The organism is Vibrio sp. PBL-C16, assembly GCF_034321865.1.
In the GTDB taxonomy this organism is placed as follows: domain Bacteria; phylum Pseudomonadota; class Gammaproteobacteria; order Enterobacterales; family Vibrionaceae; genus Vibrio; species Vibrio alginolyticus.
In genome coordinates this window covers 692796-707407 of sequence record NZ_JAXLNY010000002.1, presented here as the reverse complement: position 1 = coordinate 707407, position 14612 = coordinate 692796, and the positions used below count along the sequence as shown (strand labels likewise).

12 protein-coding genes are annotated in these 14612 nt (G+C 44.8%); 3 read left to right on the top strand and 9 right to left on the bottom strand.

Annotation, left to right across the window (positions count from 1 at the left end):
• Positions 1-3 precede the first annotated feature (3 nt).
• The 9 genes from bamA to rpsB all read right to left on the bottom strand — a co-directional run bounded on the left by bamA (position 4) and on the right by rpsB (position 10021).
• Positions 4-2418, bottom strand: coding sequence for an outer membrane protein assembly factor BamA (gene bamA / locus UQW94_RS11530; RefSeq protein ID WP_005391802.1), 2415 nt, complete (start codon positions 2416-2418; stop codon positions 4-6).
• Positions 2419-2462: 44 nt separating this feature from the next.
• Positions 2463-3821: a sigma E protease regulator RseP gene (rseP, locus tag UQW94_RS11525; RefSeq protein ID WP_005380334.1), complete on the bottom strand. Its 1359-nt coding sequence runs from the start codon at positions 3819-3821 to the stop codon at positions 2463-2465.
• Positions 3821-5026, bottom strand: a complete 1206-nt coding sequence (ispC, locus tag UQW94_RS11520; RefSeq protein WP_238843869.1) for a 1-deoxy-D-xylulose-5-phosphate reductoisomerase — start codon at positions 5024-5026, stop codon at positions 3821-3823. The genes rseP and ispC overlap by 1 nt, the downstream gene beginning before the upstream one ends.
• Positions 5027-5076: 50 nt before the next feature.
• Positions 5077-5919 carry a phosphatidate cytidylyltransferase gene (locus tag UQW94_RS11515; RefSeq protein ID WP_322142242.1) on the bottom strand — a complete coding sequence of 281 codons (843 nt, stop codon included), beginning with the start codon at positions 5917-5919 and terminating at the stop codon, positions 5077-5079.
• Positions 5920-5931: 12 nt separating this feature from the next.
• On the bottom strand, positions 5932-6687 hold the full coding sequence (locus UQW94_RS11510; RefSeq protein ID WP_005380331.1) for an isoprenyl transferase: 756 nt from the start codon (positions 6685-6687) through the stop codon (positions 5932-5934).
• A 96-nt stretch (positions 6688-6783) separates the two neighbouring features.
• Entirely contained in the window at positions 6784-7341 is a 558-nt protein-coding gene (gene frr, locus UQW94_RS11505; RefSeq protein ID WP_005380330.1) for a ribosome recycling factor, read from the bottom strand.
• Positions 7342-7441: 100 nt separating this feature from the next.
• A complete protein-coding gene (pyrH, locus tag UQW94_RS11500; RefSeq protein WP_005380329.1) occupies positions 7442-8167 on the bottom strand; it encodes a UMP kinase in 726 nt (241 codons plus the stop codon).
• A 147-nt stretch (positions 8168-8314) separates the two neighbouring features.
• A complete protein-coding gene (tsf, locus tag UQW94_RS11495; RefSeq protein WP_005380328.1) occupies positions 8315-9160 on the bottom strand; it encodes a translation elongation factor Ts in 846 nt (281 codons plus the stop codon).
• A 132-nt stretch (positions 9161-9292) separates the two neighbouring features.
• The gene (gene rpsB, locus UQW94_RS11490; RefSeq protein ID WP_005380327.1) at positions 9293-10021 is read right to left on the bottom strand and encodes a 30S ribosomal protein S2; all 729 of its coding nucleotides are present in this window, start codon (positions 10019-10021) and stop codon (positions 9293-9295) included.
• Positions 10022-10405: 384 nt separating this feature from the next.
• Between rpsB and map the strand changes: the two genes are divergently transcribed.
• The 3 genes from map to UQW94_RS11475 all read left to right on the top strand — a co-directional run bounded on the left by map (position 10406) and on the right by UQW94_RS11475 (position 14543).
• Positions 10406-11284 carry a type I methionyl aminopeptidase gene (map, locus tag UQW94_RS11485; protein WP_005380326.1) on the top strand — a complete coding sequence of 293 codons (879 nt, stop codon included), beginning with the start codon at positions 10406-10408 and terminating at the stop codon, positions 11282-11284.
• Between the two features lie 108 nt (positions 11285-11392).
• Positions 11393-14017, top strand: coding sequence for a bifunctional uridylyltransferase/uridylyl-removing protein GlnD (glnD, locus tag UQW94_RS11480; protein WP_238843868.1), 2625 nt, complete (start codon positions 11393-11395; stop codon positions 14015-14017).
• A 142-nt stretch (positions 14018-14159) separates the two neighbouring features.
• The gene (locus UQW94_RS11475; protein WP_171344492.1) at positions 14160-14543 is read left to right on the top strand and encodes a DUF3461 family protein; all 384 of its coding nucleotides are present in this window, start codon (positions 14160-14162) and stop codon (positions 14541-14543) included.
• Positions 14544-14612 lie beyond the last annotated feature (69 nt).

Below are 14612 nucleotides of genomic sequence, written 5' to 3'. Positions count from 1 at the left end.
TCTTTAGAAAGTTCTACCGATAGTGAATGTGAAGAACTCTTCATCATCGCCATCAAATTTCTTAATTGGTTTCGCTAGTGAGAATACTAGTGGCCCCATTGGAGACATCCACTGCAACGCCGCACCGTAAGAAGAGCGGTAGTTGGTTGGATCTGAGTAATCGTAGTAGTAACGGTCACCATATTCCGCACCTGAATCGCGGTAGTCAAACTCCGTATCCCAAACACTTGCCATATCAAAGAAGATACTGGTACGAATTTGGTTTTGTACTTCTTCTGATGCAAATGGTGTTGGGACAATCAACTCAACACTTGCTAGCGCTACGGCGTTACCACCAACAGAGTCATCTGTTGCTGTATCTGCGCCATTGTTTGAACCAGATGTATCACGGTAAACCGCTTTAGGACCAACAGAGTTTGAGCCAAAGCCACGAAGCGATGTAAAGCCACCTGCGTAGTAGTTTTCGTAGAATGGGAACAAGTTATCGTTACCATCCGTTTGACCGTAACCATTACCGTAACCTAAGCGGCCACGGAACAAGAGGGTAAACTCGTGCTTTTTAGTCAATGGCACATACTGGCGAACATCGTACTGCATTTTGAAGTATTGAACGTCAGAGCCAGGTACGGTCATTTTATAGAATGCACGCTGATGGTTACCTGCCGTAGGGAAATAGCCACGGTTTAAGTTATTACGTGTCCAAGAGATATTGAAGTCGAAGTCGTTTGTGTTCAACGCTCCACTAGAATCAATGTTGTCTGCTTGTGCTCGTAAGAACTGCTCTACCTGCAAGTAAGGCGATAAGTTACCGATCTTGTTGTGCGTATAACCGACACCGAATTCAAAACGGTTCAACTCATCGAATGGGAAGCCCCACGTTAAGCTCGCGCCATAGCTTTCGTTGGTATAGTCAACGATATTGGCTTCTTTCGCTTCAAATTCGTTATAGAAAACCTTACCACCCAAGCTTACACCGTCTAAGTTCCAGTACGGATCACGGTAATCAAGACTGATGTTTTTCTGGTAGTCATTCATCATCGCGTTGATACCAACACGGTTACCACTACCAATGAAGTTATCTTGTTGCAGGCCAACCTGGAAGCTCACACCCGATTCTGTGCCGTAGCCAACACCGAAGTTAACGCTACCAGAGTTTGCTTCTTTGACAGAGTAAACTAGGTCAACTTGATCATCACTACCAGGAACTCGAACCGTCTGTACTTCAACATTTTCAAAGTAGCCCAACCGATTTAGACGAGTTTTACCCGTTTCAATCGATTTCGAGTTCAACCAACTGCCTTCCATCTGACGCATTTCACGACGAAGGACTTCGTCTTTGGTTGAGTTATTACCCGTGAAGCGAATGTCACGAACATAAATTCGGTTACCCGGATCTACGTTAACGACCAAAGAAACTTCTTGATTCTCGTCGTCAAACTCAGGAATGGTATTCACTTGAGGATAAGCATAACCGGACTCACCAAGCACACGCTTAATCCCTTCTTCCATTGAAGTAACCAACGAGCCGTTGTATGTCTCATTGTCTTCAAATGGCACAAGTCTTTCGAACGTCGCTTCCTCACCAATCAAATCACCACGGAACTTCACGTCCTTAACGGTGTAAACCTCGCCCTCTTCTAGACCAAGAGTAATGTATACCCCTTTCTTGTCAGGAGAGATTGCAACTTGTGTCGAATCAACGTTAAATTTTAAGTAACCACGATCCAGGTAGAATGATTTGAGTGCTTCAATATCACCTGCAAGGACTTGCTTTTGATACTTTTCATCAGAAAGGAAATTCCACCACGGCACATCAACATTTAAGTTAAAGCGCGAAAGCAGCTCTTCATCACTGAACACTTCATTACCGATAAAGTTGATTTGCTGAATTTTTGCCGACACACCTTCAGTAAAGACAAACTTAAGGTCAGAACGATTACGTGGTAGTGGAGTAACCACCGCTTTTACTGTTGCGTTGTATTTACCTACGCTGTAGTAAAAGTCTTCTAAGCCTTTTTCAATGTTGCTTAGCGTGGTGCGGTCAAGCGCTTCACCTTCACGAACGCCAGACGCGTTCAGGTTTTCTTGTAGCTGCTCGTCCTTGATTGCTTTGTTACCTGAAAAAGAGATGCTTGCAATGGTAGGACGTTCTTTGACTTGAACCATCAGAACACCACCGTCACGCAACACTTTCACATCTTCAAAGTTACCAGATGCATACAGGGCGCGGATAATTTCTGCAACATCGCCTTGGCCAATGGTATCACCGACACGTACAGGCATTTTCAACAATGCAGCACCCAGTGCTACACGCTGCAATCCATCGATTTCAATATCTTGAACTACGAAGTTCTCTGCTCCATTTGCAGATACACTGGTCGCCAGTAAACTTGCAAATAGAATTCGCTTAATCGCCATACTTGTTCTAATTATTCCTTGCTACTGCTTTTGTCTCTGAACTATCACAGACGAGTAAAATCATTAAATAGCGCTAACGCCATGAGCGAGAAGATGATCGCACCACCAATTCTAAAGCCCATTTCCTGCACTTTCTCAGGAACAGGACGTCGAATGACTGCTTCAATTGCAAAAAACAACAAATGACCGCCATCCAACATTGGTAAAGGAACGAGATTAATAATACCTAGGTTAACACTAATTAGAGCGAGAAAACCTAAAAAGTAGACCAAACCATAATCTGCTGTCGCGCCTGCGCCTTTGGCTATTGATATTGGTCCACTCAGATTATTCAGACCAACGTCTCCAACAATCAGCTTCTTAAGCATGCTGATTGTCAAACCAATGACTTGGCCAGTTTTGTCTACTGCTTTACCTATTGACTCGAATACACCAAACTGAAGATCGAAGCGATAACTTTCTGGCCATTCTGCGACTTTAGGTGCAATACCTGCAAAACCAACGACTTCTTTGTTAGCTAGCTCACGGCTACCGGGCGTCAGCGTCAATGTTTGCTCATAACCCTGACGCAACACCGTCAATTCAAGGGGTGTATCAGGATTAGAACGAACCGCTTCAACCACTTGCTTCCATTCGGTTACGCGTTGTTGACCAATTGCGACAACCTCATCACCTGGAAGCACACCGGCTTTTTCCGCCGCTCCACCTTGCGAGACCTGCTCGATAACTCGATACACCTCCGGTGTATACGGAGCAAAACCTAACGACTGCATCGCTGACTGAGTTTCTGGGTCGAACTTCCACTCACGTAAATCGAGCGTTTTCGTTACTTCTGAACCAACTTCATTCGCTGACGTTAGTGTTACCGTCATCAAATCATCGCCAATATGAGAAATCAATCCCATATTTACTGATTCCCAATCCGGAGTTTTGATACCAGATATCGATTTAAGTTCCATTCCAGATTCAATTCCAGCTTCCGCAACAATCGAATTGGGCGTAACTTCACCAATTACAGGCTTAACAGCCGGGATACCAATTAGAAATACCAGCCAATAGGCAAAAATTGCGAAAAGAAAATTAAAGATGGGGCCAGCCGCAACAATAGAGGTTCGCTTCCATAACGGCTTCTTATCAAACGCTAGGTGCTTCTCATGTTCTGGCACCTCATCGACACGGCTATCAACCATTTTCACATAGCCACCGAGAGGGATCATTGAGATGCTGTACTCCGTTCCGTCTTTGCCTACTTTACTCCAAATAGACTTGCCGAAACCGATTGAAAACTTTTCAACTTTAACGCCGCAACGGCGAGCAACCCAAAAATGCCCAAATTCGTGCACGGCAACAAGAATGCCCAGTGCGACGATAAAAGAAATGAGATTCCACAATATACCAGTCATCAGCTACGCTCGCGTATGGTTTCTAGGGCAATAGTTCGTGCCATTCTATCTAGCTCGAGCAAGCTTTCCAAGCTATTCGCATTCTCAGCTTTGCAGCTTGCGTTGATTTTATTCAACACAGACTCATTGATGCGAGCAATATCGGTAAAACCTAGTCTGTTATTTAAAAATGCATCAACAGCGACTTCATTAACTGCATTCAATGCCGTTGTTGCGTGTTGACCTTCATAACAAGCATCAATTGCGAGTTTTAAACATGGGTAACGAGCAAAGTCAGGCTGCAAAAACGTCAGCTCACCAACTTTCGTGAAGTCTAGCGGCTTAACCCCAGCTTCTACTCTTGACGGGTATGACATGGTGAGCGCAATTGGCGTCGCCATATCCGCTTCTCCCATTTGTGCCAAGACCGAACCATCACGATACTGAACCATAGAATGAATCACAGATTGAGGATGAATAATCACCTTCAGTTGTTCGCGAGCAGCATTAAATAGCCACTTAGCTTCGATATACTCAAGGCCTTTATTCATCATCGTGGCAGAATCAACAGAAATTTTTGGCCCCATCGACCAGTTTGGATGAGCAATCGCCTGCGCGGGTGTCACCTGCTCCAGTTCTGCGATGTCAGTGTAACGGAAAGGGCCACCAGATCCAGTCAACAAAATATGAGAAATGCCATGTTCTTGTAAATTGCAACGACCCAGATTGGTTTGTACTTGCTGTGGTAAACATTGGAAAATGGCGTTGTGTTCACTGTCGACGGGAAGTAGCTCTGCGCCAAATTCTTCAACGGCATCAATAAATAGCTGGCCTGACATTACAAGTGCTTCTTTATTTGCCAACAAGACTCGCTTACCTGCTTTCACGGCAGCCATGGTAGGCAATAAGCCAGCGGCTCCTACAATAGCAGCCATTACACTGTCGACCTCGTCCAGCGAAGCAATATGGCATAGCGCATCAACACCACCTAGCACTTCGGTACCTGGCGAAACCGAGTGTAGCTCAGCTTGAAGTTGAGACGCCGCAGCTTTATCTGCCATGACCGCATACTTAGGTTGCCACTGACGACATAAACCGATCATCTTTTCAACGTTAGTGCTTGCCGCTAAGGCAACGACAGAAAACAGATCTGGGTTTTGTTCGACCACTTTAAGCGTGCTTGCACCAATTGATCCAGTAGCACCAAGAATCGTTAACTTTTGCATGTTGTAAGACCGTTAGAAAGCTCAGGAGCGACGACGCCGCTCCTGATAAATTAGAATACGTAGTAAAGAAGAGCAAAAACTGGGAATGCTGCGGTTAGGCTGTCGATACGATCTAGCACACCACCGTGCCCTGGGATAATGTTACTGCTGTCTTTAATGCCTGAGACACGTTTGAACATACTTTCAACCAGATCACCAAGCACTGAAACAACGACAGTAACCAGCGTAATCAGCACCATATGGACAGGGCTAGTGAACTGGATATCGAACCAATCAGCAAATGCCCACGCTACGATTAATGCCGTGATAATGCCACCAATTAACCCTTCAATGGTTTTATTGGGGCTTACATGAGGAGCCATCTTACGTTTGCCTAAGCTTTTGCCTGCAAAGTAGGCGCCGCTATCTGCAGCCCATACCAAGAAACAAACGTACAACACAAGCTTTGCGCCGTGGTATGGATTTACAGTGATGTCATACGCTCTGAGAATAATCACACTCCAAAGGAATGGGATTAATGTCAGAAAACCAAATACATGACGTAAAACAAAATTACTTTGCCAAGATTTCGTCGTTTTGGGGTAAGTAATCGCCATTAAGCTAGCAATAATCCACCAAACAAAACCAATACCCAAGACGACATAATGAGGTGTCGTTAAGTGATTGAGGCTATATGCATCAGGCGAGATGTATAGAAAACTAAGTCCGGTAATAATGATTGCCGGCACAAGGGCAGCAATGCGAGAGTTGCTTCCTGTAAACTGAGTCCACTCCCAAAAACCTAATAGCGTTATTGCAGTTAAAGCGGCAATAAAGCCCATTAGCGGTAATTTAAAAATGCCTAAAATAACCAGGGGAGCTAAAATTAGTGCTGTTATTATTCTCTGTTTCAAACTAACTAGTCCTTATTGAGCTGCCATCAATGCCTTTATTTGTTCACCTGTACAGCCAAAACGACGTTCTCGGTTGATAAACCAAGTCACAGCTTCTACCAAACTGTCTTCATCGAATTCTGGCCAGTACTCTGGTGTAAAGTACATTTCTGCATAAGCCATTTGCCACAACATAAAGTTGCTGATGCGGCACTCTCCACTGGTGCGAATTAAAAGATCCACTTCCGGTAGGTCTGCCATGGTCAAATGCTCAGTGATTAGCTGCTCATTGATATCCTCTACACGAATTTCACCGTTACGTGCTTTTAGCGCTAACGTTTTAGCAGCTTCTGTGATGTCCCATTTACCGCCATAGTTGGCTGCAATGTTGATCACCATACCCGTGTTATCTGCCGTTAGGTTTTCTGCTTCTACAATTTTCTTTTGTAGACGCTCACTAAATCGACTGGTATCACCGATCACGCGCAACCGTAAGTTATTTTTGTGTAGTTTTTTTACTTCACTAGACAGGACCGTGATAAACAGTTCCATCAAAAGACCCACTTCTTCCTCCGGACGACGCCAGTTTTCACTACTAAAAGCAAACAGCGTCATGGCTCTAATGCCTAGTTTTGAAGCAGCAGCCACGGTCTTACGAACGGCACTAACGCCTTTTTTATGACCAAATACGCGAGGTTTTCCTTTGGACTTAGCCCAACGGCCATTACCGTCCATAATGATGGCAATATGCTTAGGAAGGGAATCAGAGAAGGCTTGAGAATTTTGCATAGGGAGTTAATTGAGTTCCATCAGTTGGATAGACTAACATAAAAAAACGCTGAGCTGTGAGCACAGCGTTTTCCAACAGTGATGTGTGTGGGAGTATTAAACTTCCATCAACTCTTTTTCTTTTGCAGCAAGAACTTCATCGATCTTCTTAACTGCAACGTCAGTTAGCTTTTGAATTTCGTCTTGTGCTTTACGGTCTTCATCTTCAGAGATTTCTTTATCTTTTAGAAGCGCTTTAAGATCGTTGTTTGCGTCACGACGGATGTTACGAACAGCAACACGACCACCTTCAGCTTCACCACGAACGATCTTAACTAGGTCTTTACGACGCTCTTCCGTTAGCGGTGGAAGTGGAACGCGGATGATAGTGCCAGCTGACATAGGGTTTAGACCAAGGTCAGACGTCATGATCGCTTTTTCTACTTTCGGCGTCAGCTCTTTATCAAAAACCGTGATTGCAAGTGTACGCGCATCTTCAGCAATAACGTTTGCTACTTGGTTTAGAGGTGTTGCTGCACCGTAGTATTCTACAGAAATACCAGATAGTAGGCTTGGGTGTGCACGACCTGTACGAATTTTAGAAAGGTTGTTCTTAAGCGCTTCAACGCTTTTATCCATGCGCTCTTGCGCGTCTTTTTTGATTTCGTTAATCACAGTTTCACCTTAAAAATGTCATCTTTCCTGAAGAAAGCCTAAAACGGTTGAGCAAAGCAAGCACCACCCTAACGCTTTGGAGTGGCACCTTAAGCCAAGCTTATTCGTTGATGAGCGTGCCTTCTGCTTCGCCCATAACCACGCGACGTAGTGCGCCTGGCTTGTTCATATTAAATACGCGGATTGGCATTTTGTGGTCACGAGCTAGCGTAAACGCCGCCAAGTCCATAACTTTCAGCTCTTTATCCAGAACTTCTGCATAAGATAGCTTATCATACAGCTCTGCGTCTGGGTTTGCTACAGGGTCAGCAGTAAATACACCATCAACTTTCGTCGCTTTTAGTACAACATCCGCTTCAATTTCGATACCACGTAAACAAGCAGCAGAATCCGTTGTAAAGAACGGGTTACCAGTACCAGCAGAGAAGATGACAACTCGGCCTTGGCGAAGCTCACGGATCGCATCAGCCCAATTATAGTCGTCACATACGCCTTTTAGAGGGATTGCAGACATAACGCGCGCATTTACGTATGCACGGTGAAGAGCATCACGCATCGCTAGGCCATTCATTACTGTAGCAAGCATACCCATGTGGTCACCAACTACGCGGTTCATACCAGCTTCAGCTAGGCCTGCACCACGGAACAAGTTACCGCCACCGATAACTACACCAACCTGAACACCCAGTTCAACCAGTTCTTTAACTTCTTGTGCCATACGATCAAGGACCGCAGGATCAATACCAAAACCGTCTTCACCTTGAAGAGCTTCACCACTCAGTTTTAATAGAATACGTTGATACGCTGGTTTAGGGTTCGTAGTCATGGAGTTTACCTTCCAAAGAGAGTTGTTGATTAACAGTCATGAATAGACACAACTTCAGTTATGGCTATTCATCACGGCTAATCGTTCACTGCTCATAAAAAGACCGCAGCCTTGGCTACGGTCTAATCTTTATACAGTCTCTAAGGATTAACCTTTTTGAGCTGCTGCAACTTCTTCAGCGAAGCTCATTTCTTCTTTCTTCTCGATACCTTCACCTACTTCTAGGCGAACGAACGTAGAAACTGAAGCGCCTTTTTCTTTCAGCATTTCGCCTACAGTTTTCTTAGGCTCCATGATGAAAGCTTGACCTGTTAGAGAGATCTCGCCAGTGAATTTCTTCATGCGGCCAACAACCATCTTCTCAGCGATTTCAGCAGGCTTGCCTTCGTTCATTGCGATTTCAACTTGAACCGCTTTCTCTTTTTCTACTACGTCAGCTGGTACGTCTTCTGGGTTAACGAACTCTGGCTTAGAAGCAGCAACGTGCATTGCAACGTGCTTAAGAGTTTCTGCGTCGCCTTCACCAGCAACAACAACACCGATTTTCTCACCGTGACGGTAAGAAGCGATTGCAGTGCCTTGAACGTATTCTACGCGACGGATAGTGATGTTTTCACCGATTTTAGCTACTAGAGCTACACGTGCGTCTTCGAATTGTGCTTGTAGTTCTTCAACAGAAGCTTTTGAAGCTAGAGCTGCAGCTGCAACTTCTTCTGCGAATGCAGTGAAGTTACCGTCTTTAGCAACGAAGTCAGTTTGGCAGTTAACTTCAAGAAGAACAGCAACGCCGTTTTCTTCTTTGATGATGATTGCGCCTTCAGCTGCAACGTTACCAGCTTTCTTAGCTGCTTTCGCTGCGCCAGATTTACGCATGTTTTCAATTGCTAGTTCGATGTCAGCGTTTGCTTCTACAAGCGCTTTCTTACATTCCATCATGCCAGCGCCAGTACGCTCGCGAAGTTCTTTAACTAGAGCAGCAGTTACAGTTGCCATTCTGTCTTCCTCGTTTGATTCGAAATAAGGTAAAAAACAGGGGCCTAACATTGTCGGCCCCCATTGCTAACTATAACTTAGTTTATGCTACACAAAGGTTTCACATAGACCAAGTGTGACACAGAGCCGCTATTATTCAGCTTCTACGAAACCGTCTTTTTCAGCAACTGCAGCTACGTCTTTGTTACGACCTTCAGATACTGCTGAAGCAGCAGCGTTCAGGTATAGCTGTACAGCGCGGATCGCGTCGTCGTTACCTGGGATTACGTAGTCAACGCCGTCTGGGTTAGAGTTAGTATCTACCACAGCGTATACTGGAATACCTAGGTTGTTAGCTTCTTTAATTGCAATGTGTTCGTGATCAGCGTCGATTACGAATAGAGCGTCTGGTAGGCCGCCCATGTCTTTGATACCACCAAGAGATTTCTCTAGCTTCTCCATTTCGCGAGTACGCATTAGAGCTTCTTTCTTAGTTAGTTTGTCAAAAGTACCGTCTTGAGATTGAGTCTCTAGTTCTTTTAGACGCTTGATAGACTGACGAACTGTTTTGTAGTTTGTAAGCATACCGCCTAACCAGCGGTTGTTTACGTAAAACTGGTTGCTTGCGATTGCAGCTTCTTTAACAGCTTCAGATGCAGCGCGCTTAGTACCTACGAATAGAACCTTACCTTTCTTCTCGCCAACTTTAGCTAGTTCAGCTAGAGCGTCGTTGAACATTGGTACAGTTTTTTCTAGGTTGATGATATGAACTTTGTTACGAGCGCCAAAGATGAATGGCTTCATTTTTGGGTTCCAGTAACGAGTCTGGTGACCGAAGTGAACACCAGCTTTTAGCATATCGCGCATTGATACAGTTGCCATTTTAAAATCCTCTATGGGGTTAGGCCTCCACATTCCCCATAACTCCGACCAAGCTTCTGCTCAGCACCCCGGAATATGTGACGGAATGTGTGTGATTTAAAGATAAAAGGTTATTCGGATGAAGCTTGCTTCGCCGCTTAACTTTGCTAAACGAAGAGAACAGTCCTCTATTCCGGCGCGCTTTATACCATATTTTAGCTCACTGTGGCTAGTAAAAATTATTTCTTCACCGAGCCACTTTCTCCTATTTATAAGCAAAACTTTAAACATATGATCGAATTAAGAATGATGCATATTCCTATCTAACTTGGGTTAACGCCCCGATGTCTGATAGAATGCGGCCATTCGCACGTTTACGTGCTTAGGAATAAGTAGAGAAAGCCAATGTCAATCAAGATTAAAACTGCTGAAGAAATAGAACGCATGCGCATTGCGGGCAAGCTAGCCGCAGAGATTCTAGAAATGATCGAACCACACATCAAAGTTGGTGTGACGACAGAAGAGTTAAACAAAATCTGTCATGAGTACGCTCTAGAAAAAGGTGCATACTCTGCTCCGCTTGATTACCATGGTTTCCCTAAGTCGATCTGTACTTCAATCAACCATATCGTATGCCACGGTATTCCAGCGGAAAAAGACGAAATCGGTAGCAACGGCCAAATGAAGCCGGCGGTACTAAAAGATGGTGACATCTTGAACGTTGATATTACCGTAATCGTTCCAAATGATGAGAATGCCGATCTGAGCGTGCGTCCTCAGGGTTACCATGGTGACACTTCTAAGATGTTCCTAGTCGGTGATGTTTCGCCTGCAAACAAACGTCTGTGCATGGTAGCTCAAGAAGCACTGTATGTTGGTATGCGTACCGTTAAGCCAGGTTCAACGGTTGGTGACATCGGTACAGCTATCGAGAAGTACATCAAAGAGAATAACAAGAACAATCCTCGCAACAAGTTTTCTATTGTGAAAGACTTCTGTGGTCACGGTATTGGCGATGAGTTCCATGAAGAACCACAAGTGGTTCATTACAAGAACAAAGACCGCCGCGTACTAAAAGAAGGCATGTGCTTTACTATTGAGCCGATGATTAACGCTGGTAAATTTGGTTGCTCTGTTGATGCACAAGATGACTGGACTGTTTACACGGGCGACGGCAAGAACTCTGCGCAATGGGAACATACCATTGTTGTAACAAAAGAAGGTTGTGAAGTACTGACGCTTCGTAGCGACGATACGATTCCTCGCCTAATGAAAAACGCGTAAAGCTGACGACCACTCGTTGTTTACTATATCCCTGCTTCGGCGGGGATATTTTTTATCTGCCGGAAATTTGTTAGATTGTTATTAGATTAGCTTGCACGGATGGCAAATATGACACTTCAGTCCCCTCTTACCTTTTCCGATGAACAAATCAATATCGGTGAACTCAAACGAGAATTAGAGAAGTTTAGCTCTAATCAAAACCAAGAGTTTCTCAATCATCATCCGGTAACAAGCTTGGTTTTAGCCAGAGCTGAATATATGGATCTGCTTCTCAATCGTTTGTGGCAACATTTTGGTTTCAAGGATATTTACAACATTTCCCTAGTTGCCGTTGGTGGCTACGGACGAGGCGAGCTGCATCCGCTCTCCGATATCGATATTTTGATTCTGTCGAACAATAAACTGCCAACCGCGTTAGAAGCAAAAATCAGCGAATTCATTACGCTGTTGTGGGATTTAAAACTCGAGGTCGGACACGCTGTTCGCACCGTTACTGAATGTGCTGAAATTGGTAAAACCGATCTAACGGTCGCGACAAACCTGCAAGAAGCGCGACTGCTGTGTGGAAGCGAGGACACCTTTCAGGCACTGAAGAAAGTCGTGTTATCAGACTCCTTCTGGCCAAGTGAGACGTTTTACCGCGCTAAAATTCAAGAGCAGCGCGAACGCCATGCGCGTTACCACGACACGACCTACAACTTAGAACCGGACATTAAATCAACCCCTGGCGGGCTGCGCGATATTCATACATTAAGCTGGGTCGCTCGACGTCACTTTGGTGCGACTTCATTGTTAGAAATGAGCCGATACGGATTTTTAACTGACGCAGAATACCGAGAATTGGTTGAATGTCAGGACTTCCTTTGGCGAGTACGTTTCGCTCTGCACATGGAGCTTCGCCGCTATGACAACCGCTTGACCTTTGCCCATCAAGCACAAGTTGCGGAAAATCTAGGCTACGTCGGAGAAGGCAATCGAGGCGTAGAAATGATGATGAAAGAGTTCTACCGCACGCTTCGTCGTGTGGCAGAGCTCAATAAAATGCTACTCAAACTCTTTGACCAAGCGATCATTAATGGTGGGGCGACAGAAAGTGCCGAGATTCTCGATACGGACTTTCAACGTCGCGGTTCTTTAATTGAAGCGCGGAAACCCGCATTGTTCCAAGCTCGCCCAGAAACTATTCTGGATATGTTCTTACATATTGCTAACGACTCAACTATTGAAGGGGTGAGCCCACCAACGCTGCGTCAACTTCGCACCGCTCGCCGTCGGCTCAACAAGTTTTTGCACACCATTCCTGCTGCGCGTGAAAAGTTCATGGCGTTATGTCGTCACCCTAATGCTCTGCACAAAGCATTCAGCCTAATGCACCGATTAGGGGTTATGGCGGCCTATTTACCGCAATGGAGTCAGATTGTTGGTCAAATGCAGTTTGACTTATTCCATGCCTACACAGTTGATGAACACAGTATTCGCTTACTTAAACACATCAACACTTTTAGTGACCCAGAAAATCATGCGAAGCACCCTATTTGCTGTGACGTCTACCCACGGATGCAAAAGAAAGAACTGCTGATTATTGCCGCTATTTTTCACGATATCGGGAAAGGTCGTGGCGGCGATCACTCAATTATCGGTGAAGGAGAAGCGTACGACTTCTGCATTGAGCATGGTTTATCGAAGCCCGAAGCGAAACTTGTCGCTTGGTTGGTAAGACATCATCTATTAATGTCTGTCACCGCACAGCGCCGAGACATTTATGATCCCGATGTCATTACCGAATTTGCCAAAAAAGTCAGAGACGAAGAATCTCTCGATTATCTTGTATGCCTGACAGTTGCAGATATTTGTGCAACCAACCCAGAACTTTGGAATGCGTGGAAACGAACTTTACTTGCGGAGCTGTATTACTCCACGCAACGTGCTTTACGCAGAGGCCTAGAGAATCCTGTCGATGTGCGTGAGAGAATTCGCCACAATCAACAAATGGCCTCCGCAATGCTGCGCAAAGAGGGGTTTGCCGCGCGCGAAATTGAAGTATTGTGGCAACGCTTCAAAGCTGACTACTTCCTTCGTCATACCCATACGCAAATCGCGTGGCACTGCGAACACTTACTTCGCATGGAAGATCCGACTAAGCCTTTGGTATTAATCAGTAAAAAAGCCACTCGTGGCGGCACTGAGGTGTTTGTATATACGAAAGACCAGCCTGCTTTATTTGCGACGGTCGTAGCGGAGTTAGATAGGCGTAATTTTAATGTACACGACGCGCAAATCATGACCAGCAAAGATGGGCACGTGATTGATACCTTTATGGTACTCGATCAACATGGCGAAGCGATCGATGAGTCTCGTCACGCCGCGGTGATTAAACACCTCACCCATGTACTGGAGGCGGGCCGACCAACCAAGATTAAAACGCGCCGTACTCCGAACAAACTTCAGCACTTTAACGTGAAAACCAAAGTCGACTTCTTACCAACCAAAGGTAAAAAACACACTTTAATGGAGTTTGTCGCGCTAGACACACCGGGGCTGTTGGCCAAAGTAGGCCGTACGTTTGCTGATTTAAACATCAACCTTCACGGTGCTAAAATCACCACCATTGGTGAGCGAGCAGAAGACTTGTTTATTTTAACCAGTGATGCAGGGGGAAGGTTAAGTGAAGAACAGCAAGATGAGCTAAGAGAGAGATTGATCGAAAAGTTATCTGATGAGGTCGCAGCTTAGATCAAACCTGCCAATCTTTTCGGTTCAGGGCGAGAGCGATCTTGCCCACAAGTTAAGCATTTTGGCTAAATATCAGCTATCTAGCTCATACATAGGCTGCTACAGTTATATCAATATCAATTCGATGTAATAGAGGTAGCCTATGTATCCCCACCTCACTGGTTTGGGTATTCACGACCCTAAGCAGATTGAACGTTATTCCCTACGCCAAGAAGCACACAAAGACGTACTCAAGATCTATTTCCACAAGCAAAAAGGCGAACTATTCGCTAAAAGCGTTAAATTCAAATACCCACGCCAAATCAAAAATGTTCTTGTTGATAGTGGCAGTCACAAATATAAAGAAGTAACGGAAATCAACCGTAACCTCACATTAGTCATTGATGAGCTGAATAAAATCACTAAGCCAACGAAACAACCTGAGGTTGATGTAAAAGAGAAAATTCTTTCAGACCTTCGTCATTTAGAAAAAGTCGTTTCGAGCAAGATCGCAGAGATCGAAGCGGATCTCGCAAAACTAAAGTAAAACGTTAAGTCTTAAATATTAAAAAAGGGTTAGCATTGATGCTAACCCTTTTTATTTGTACCCAATCAT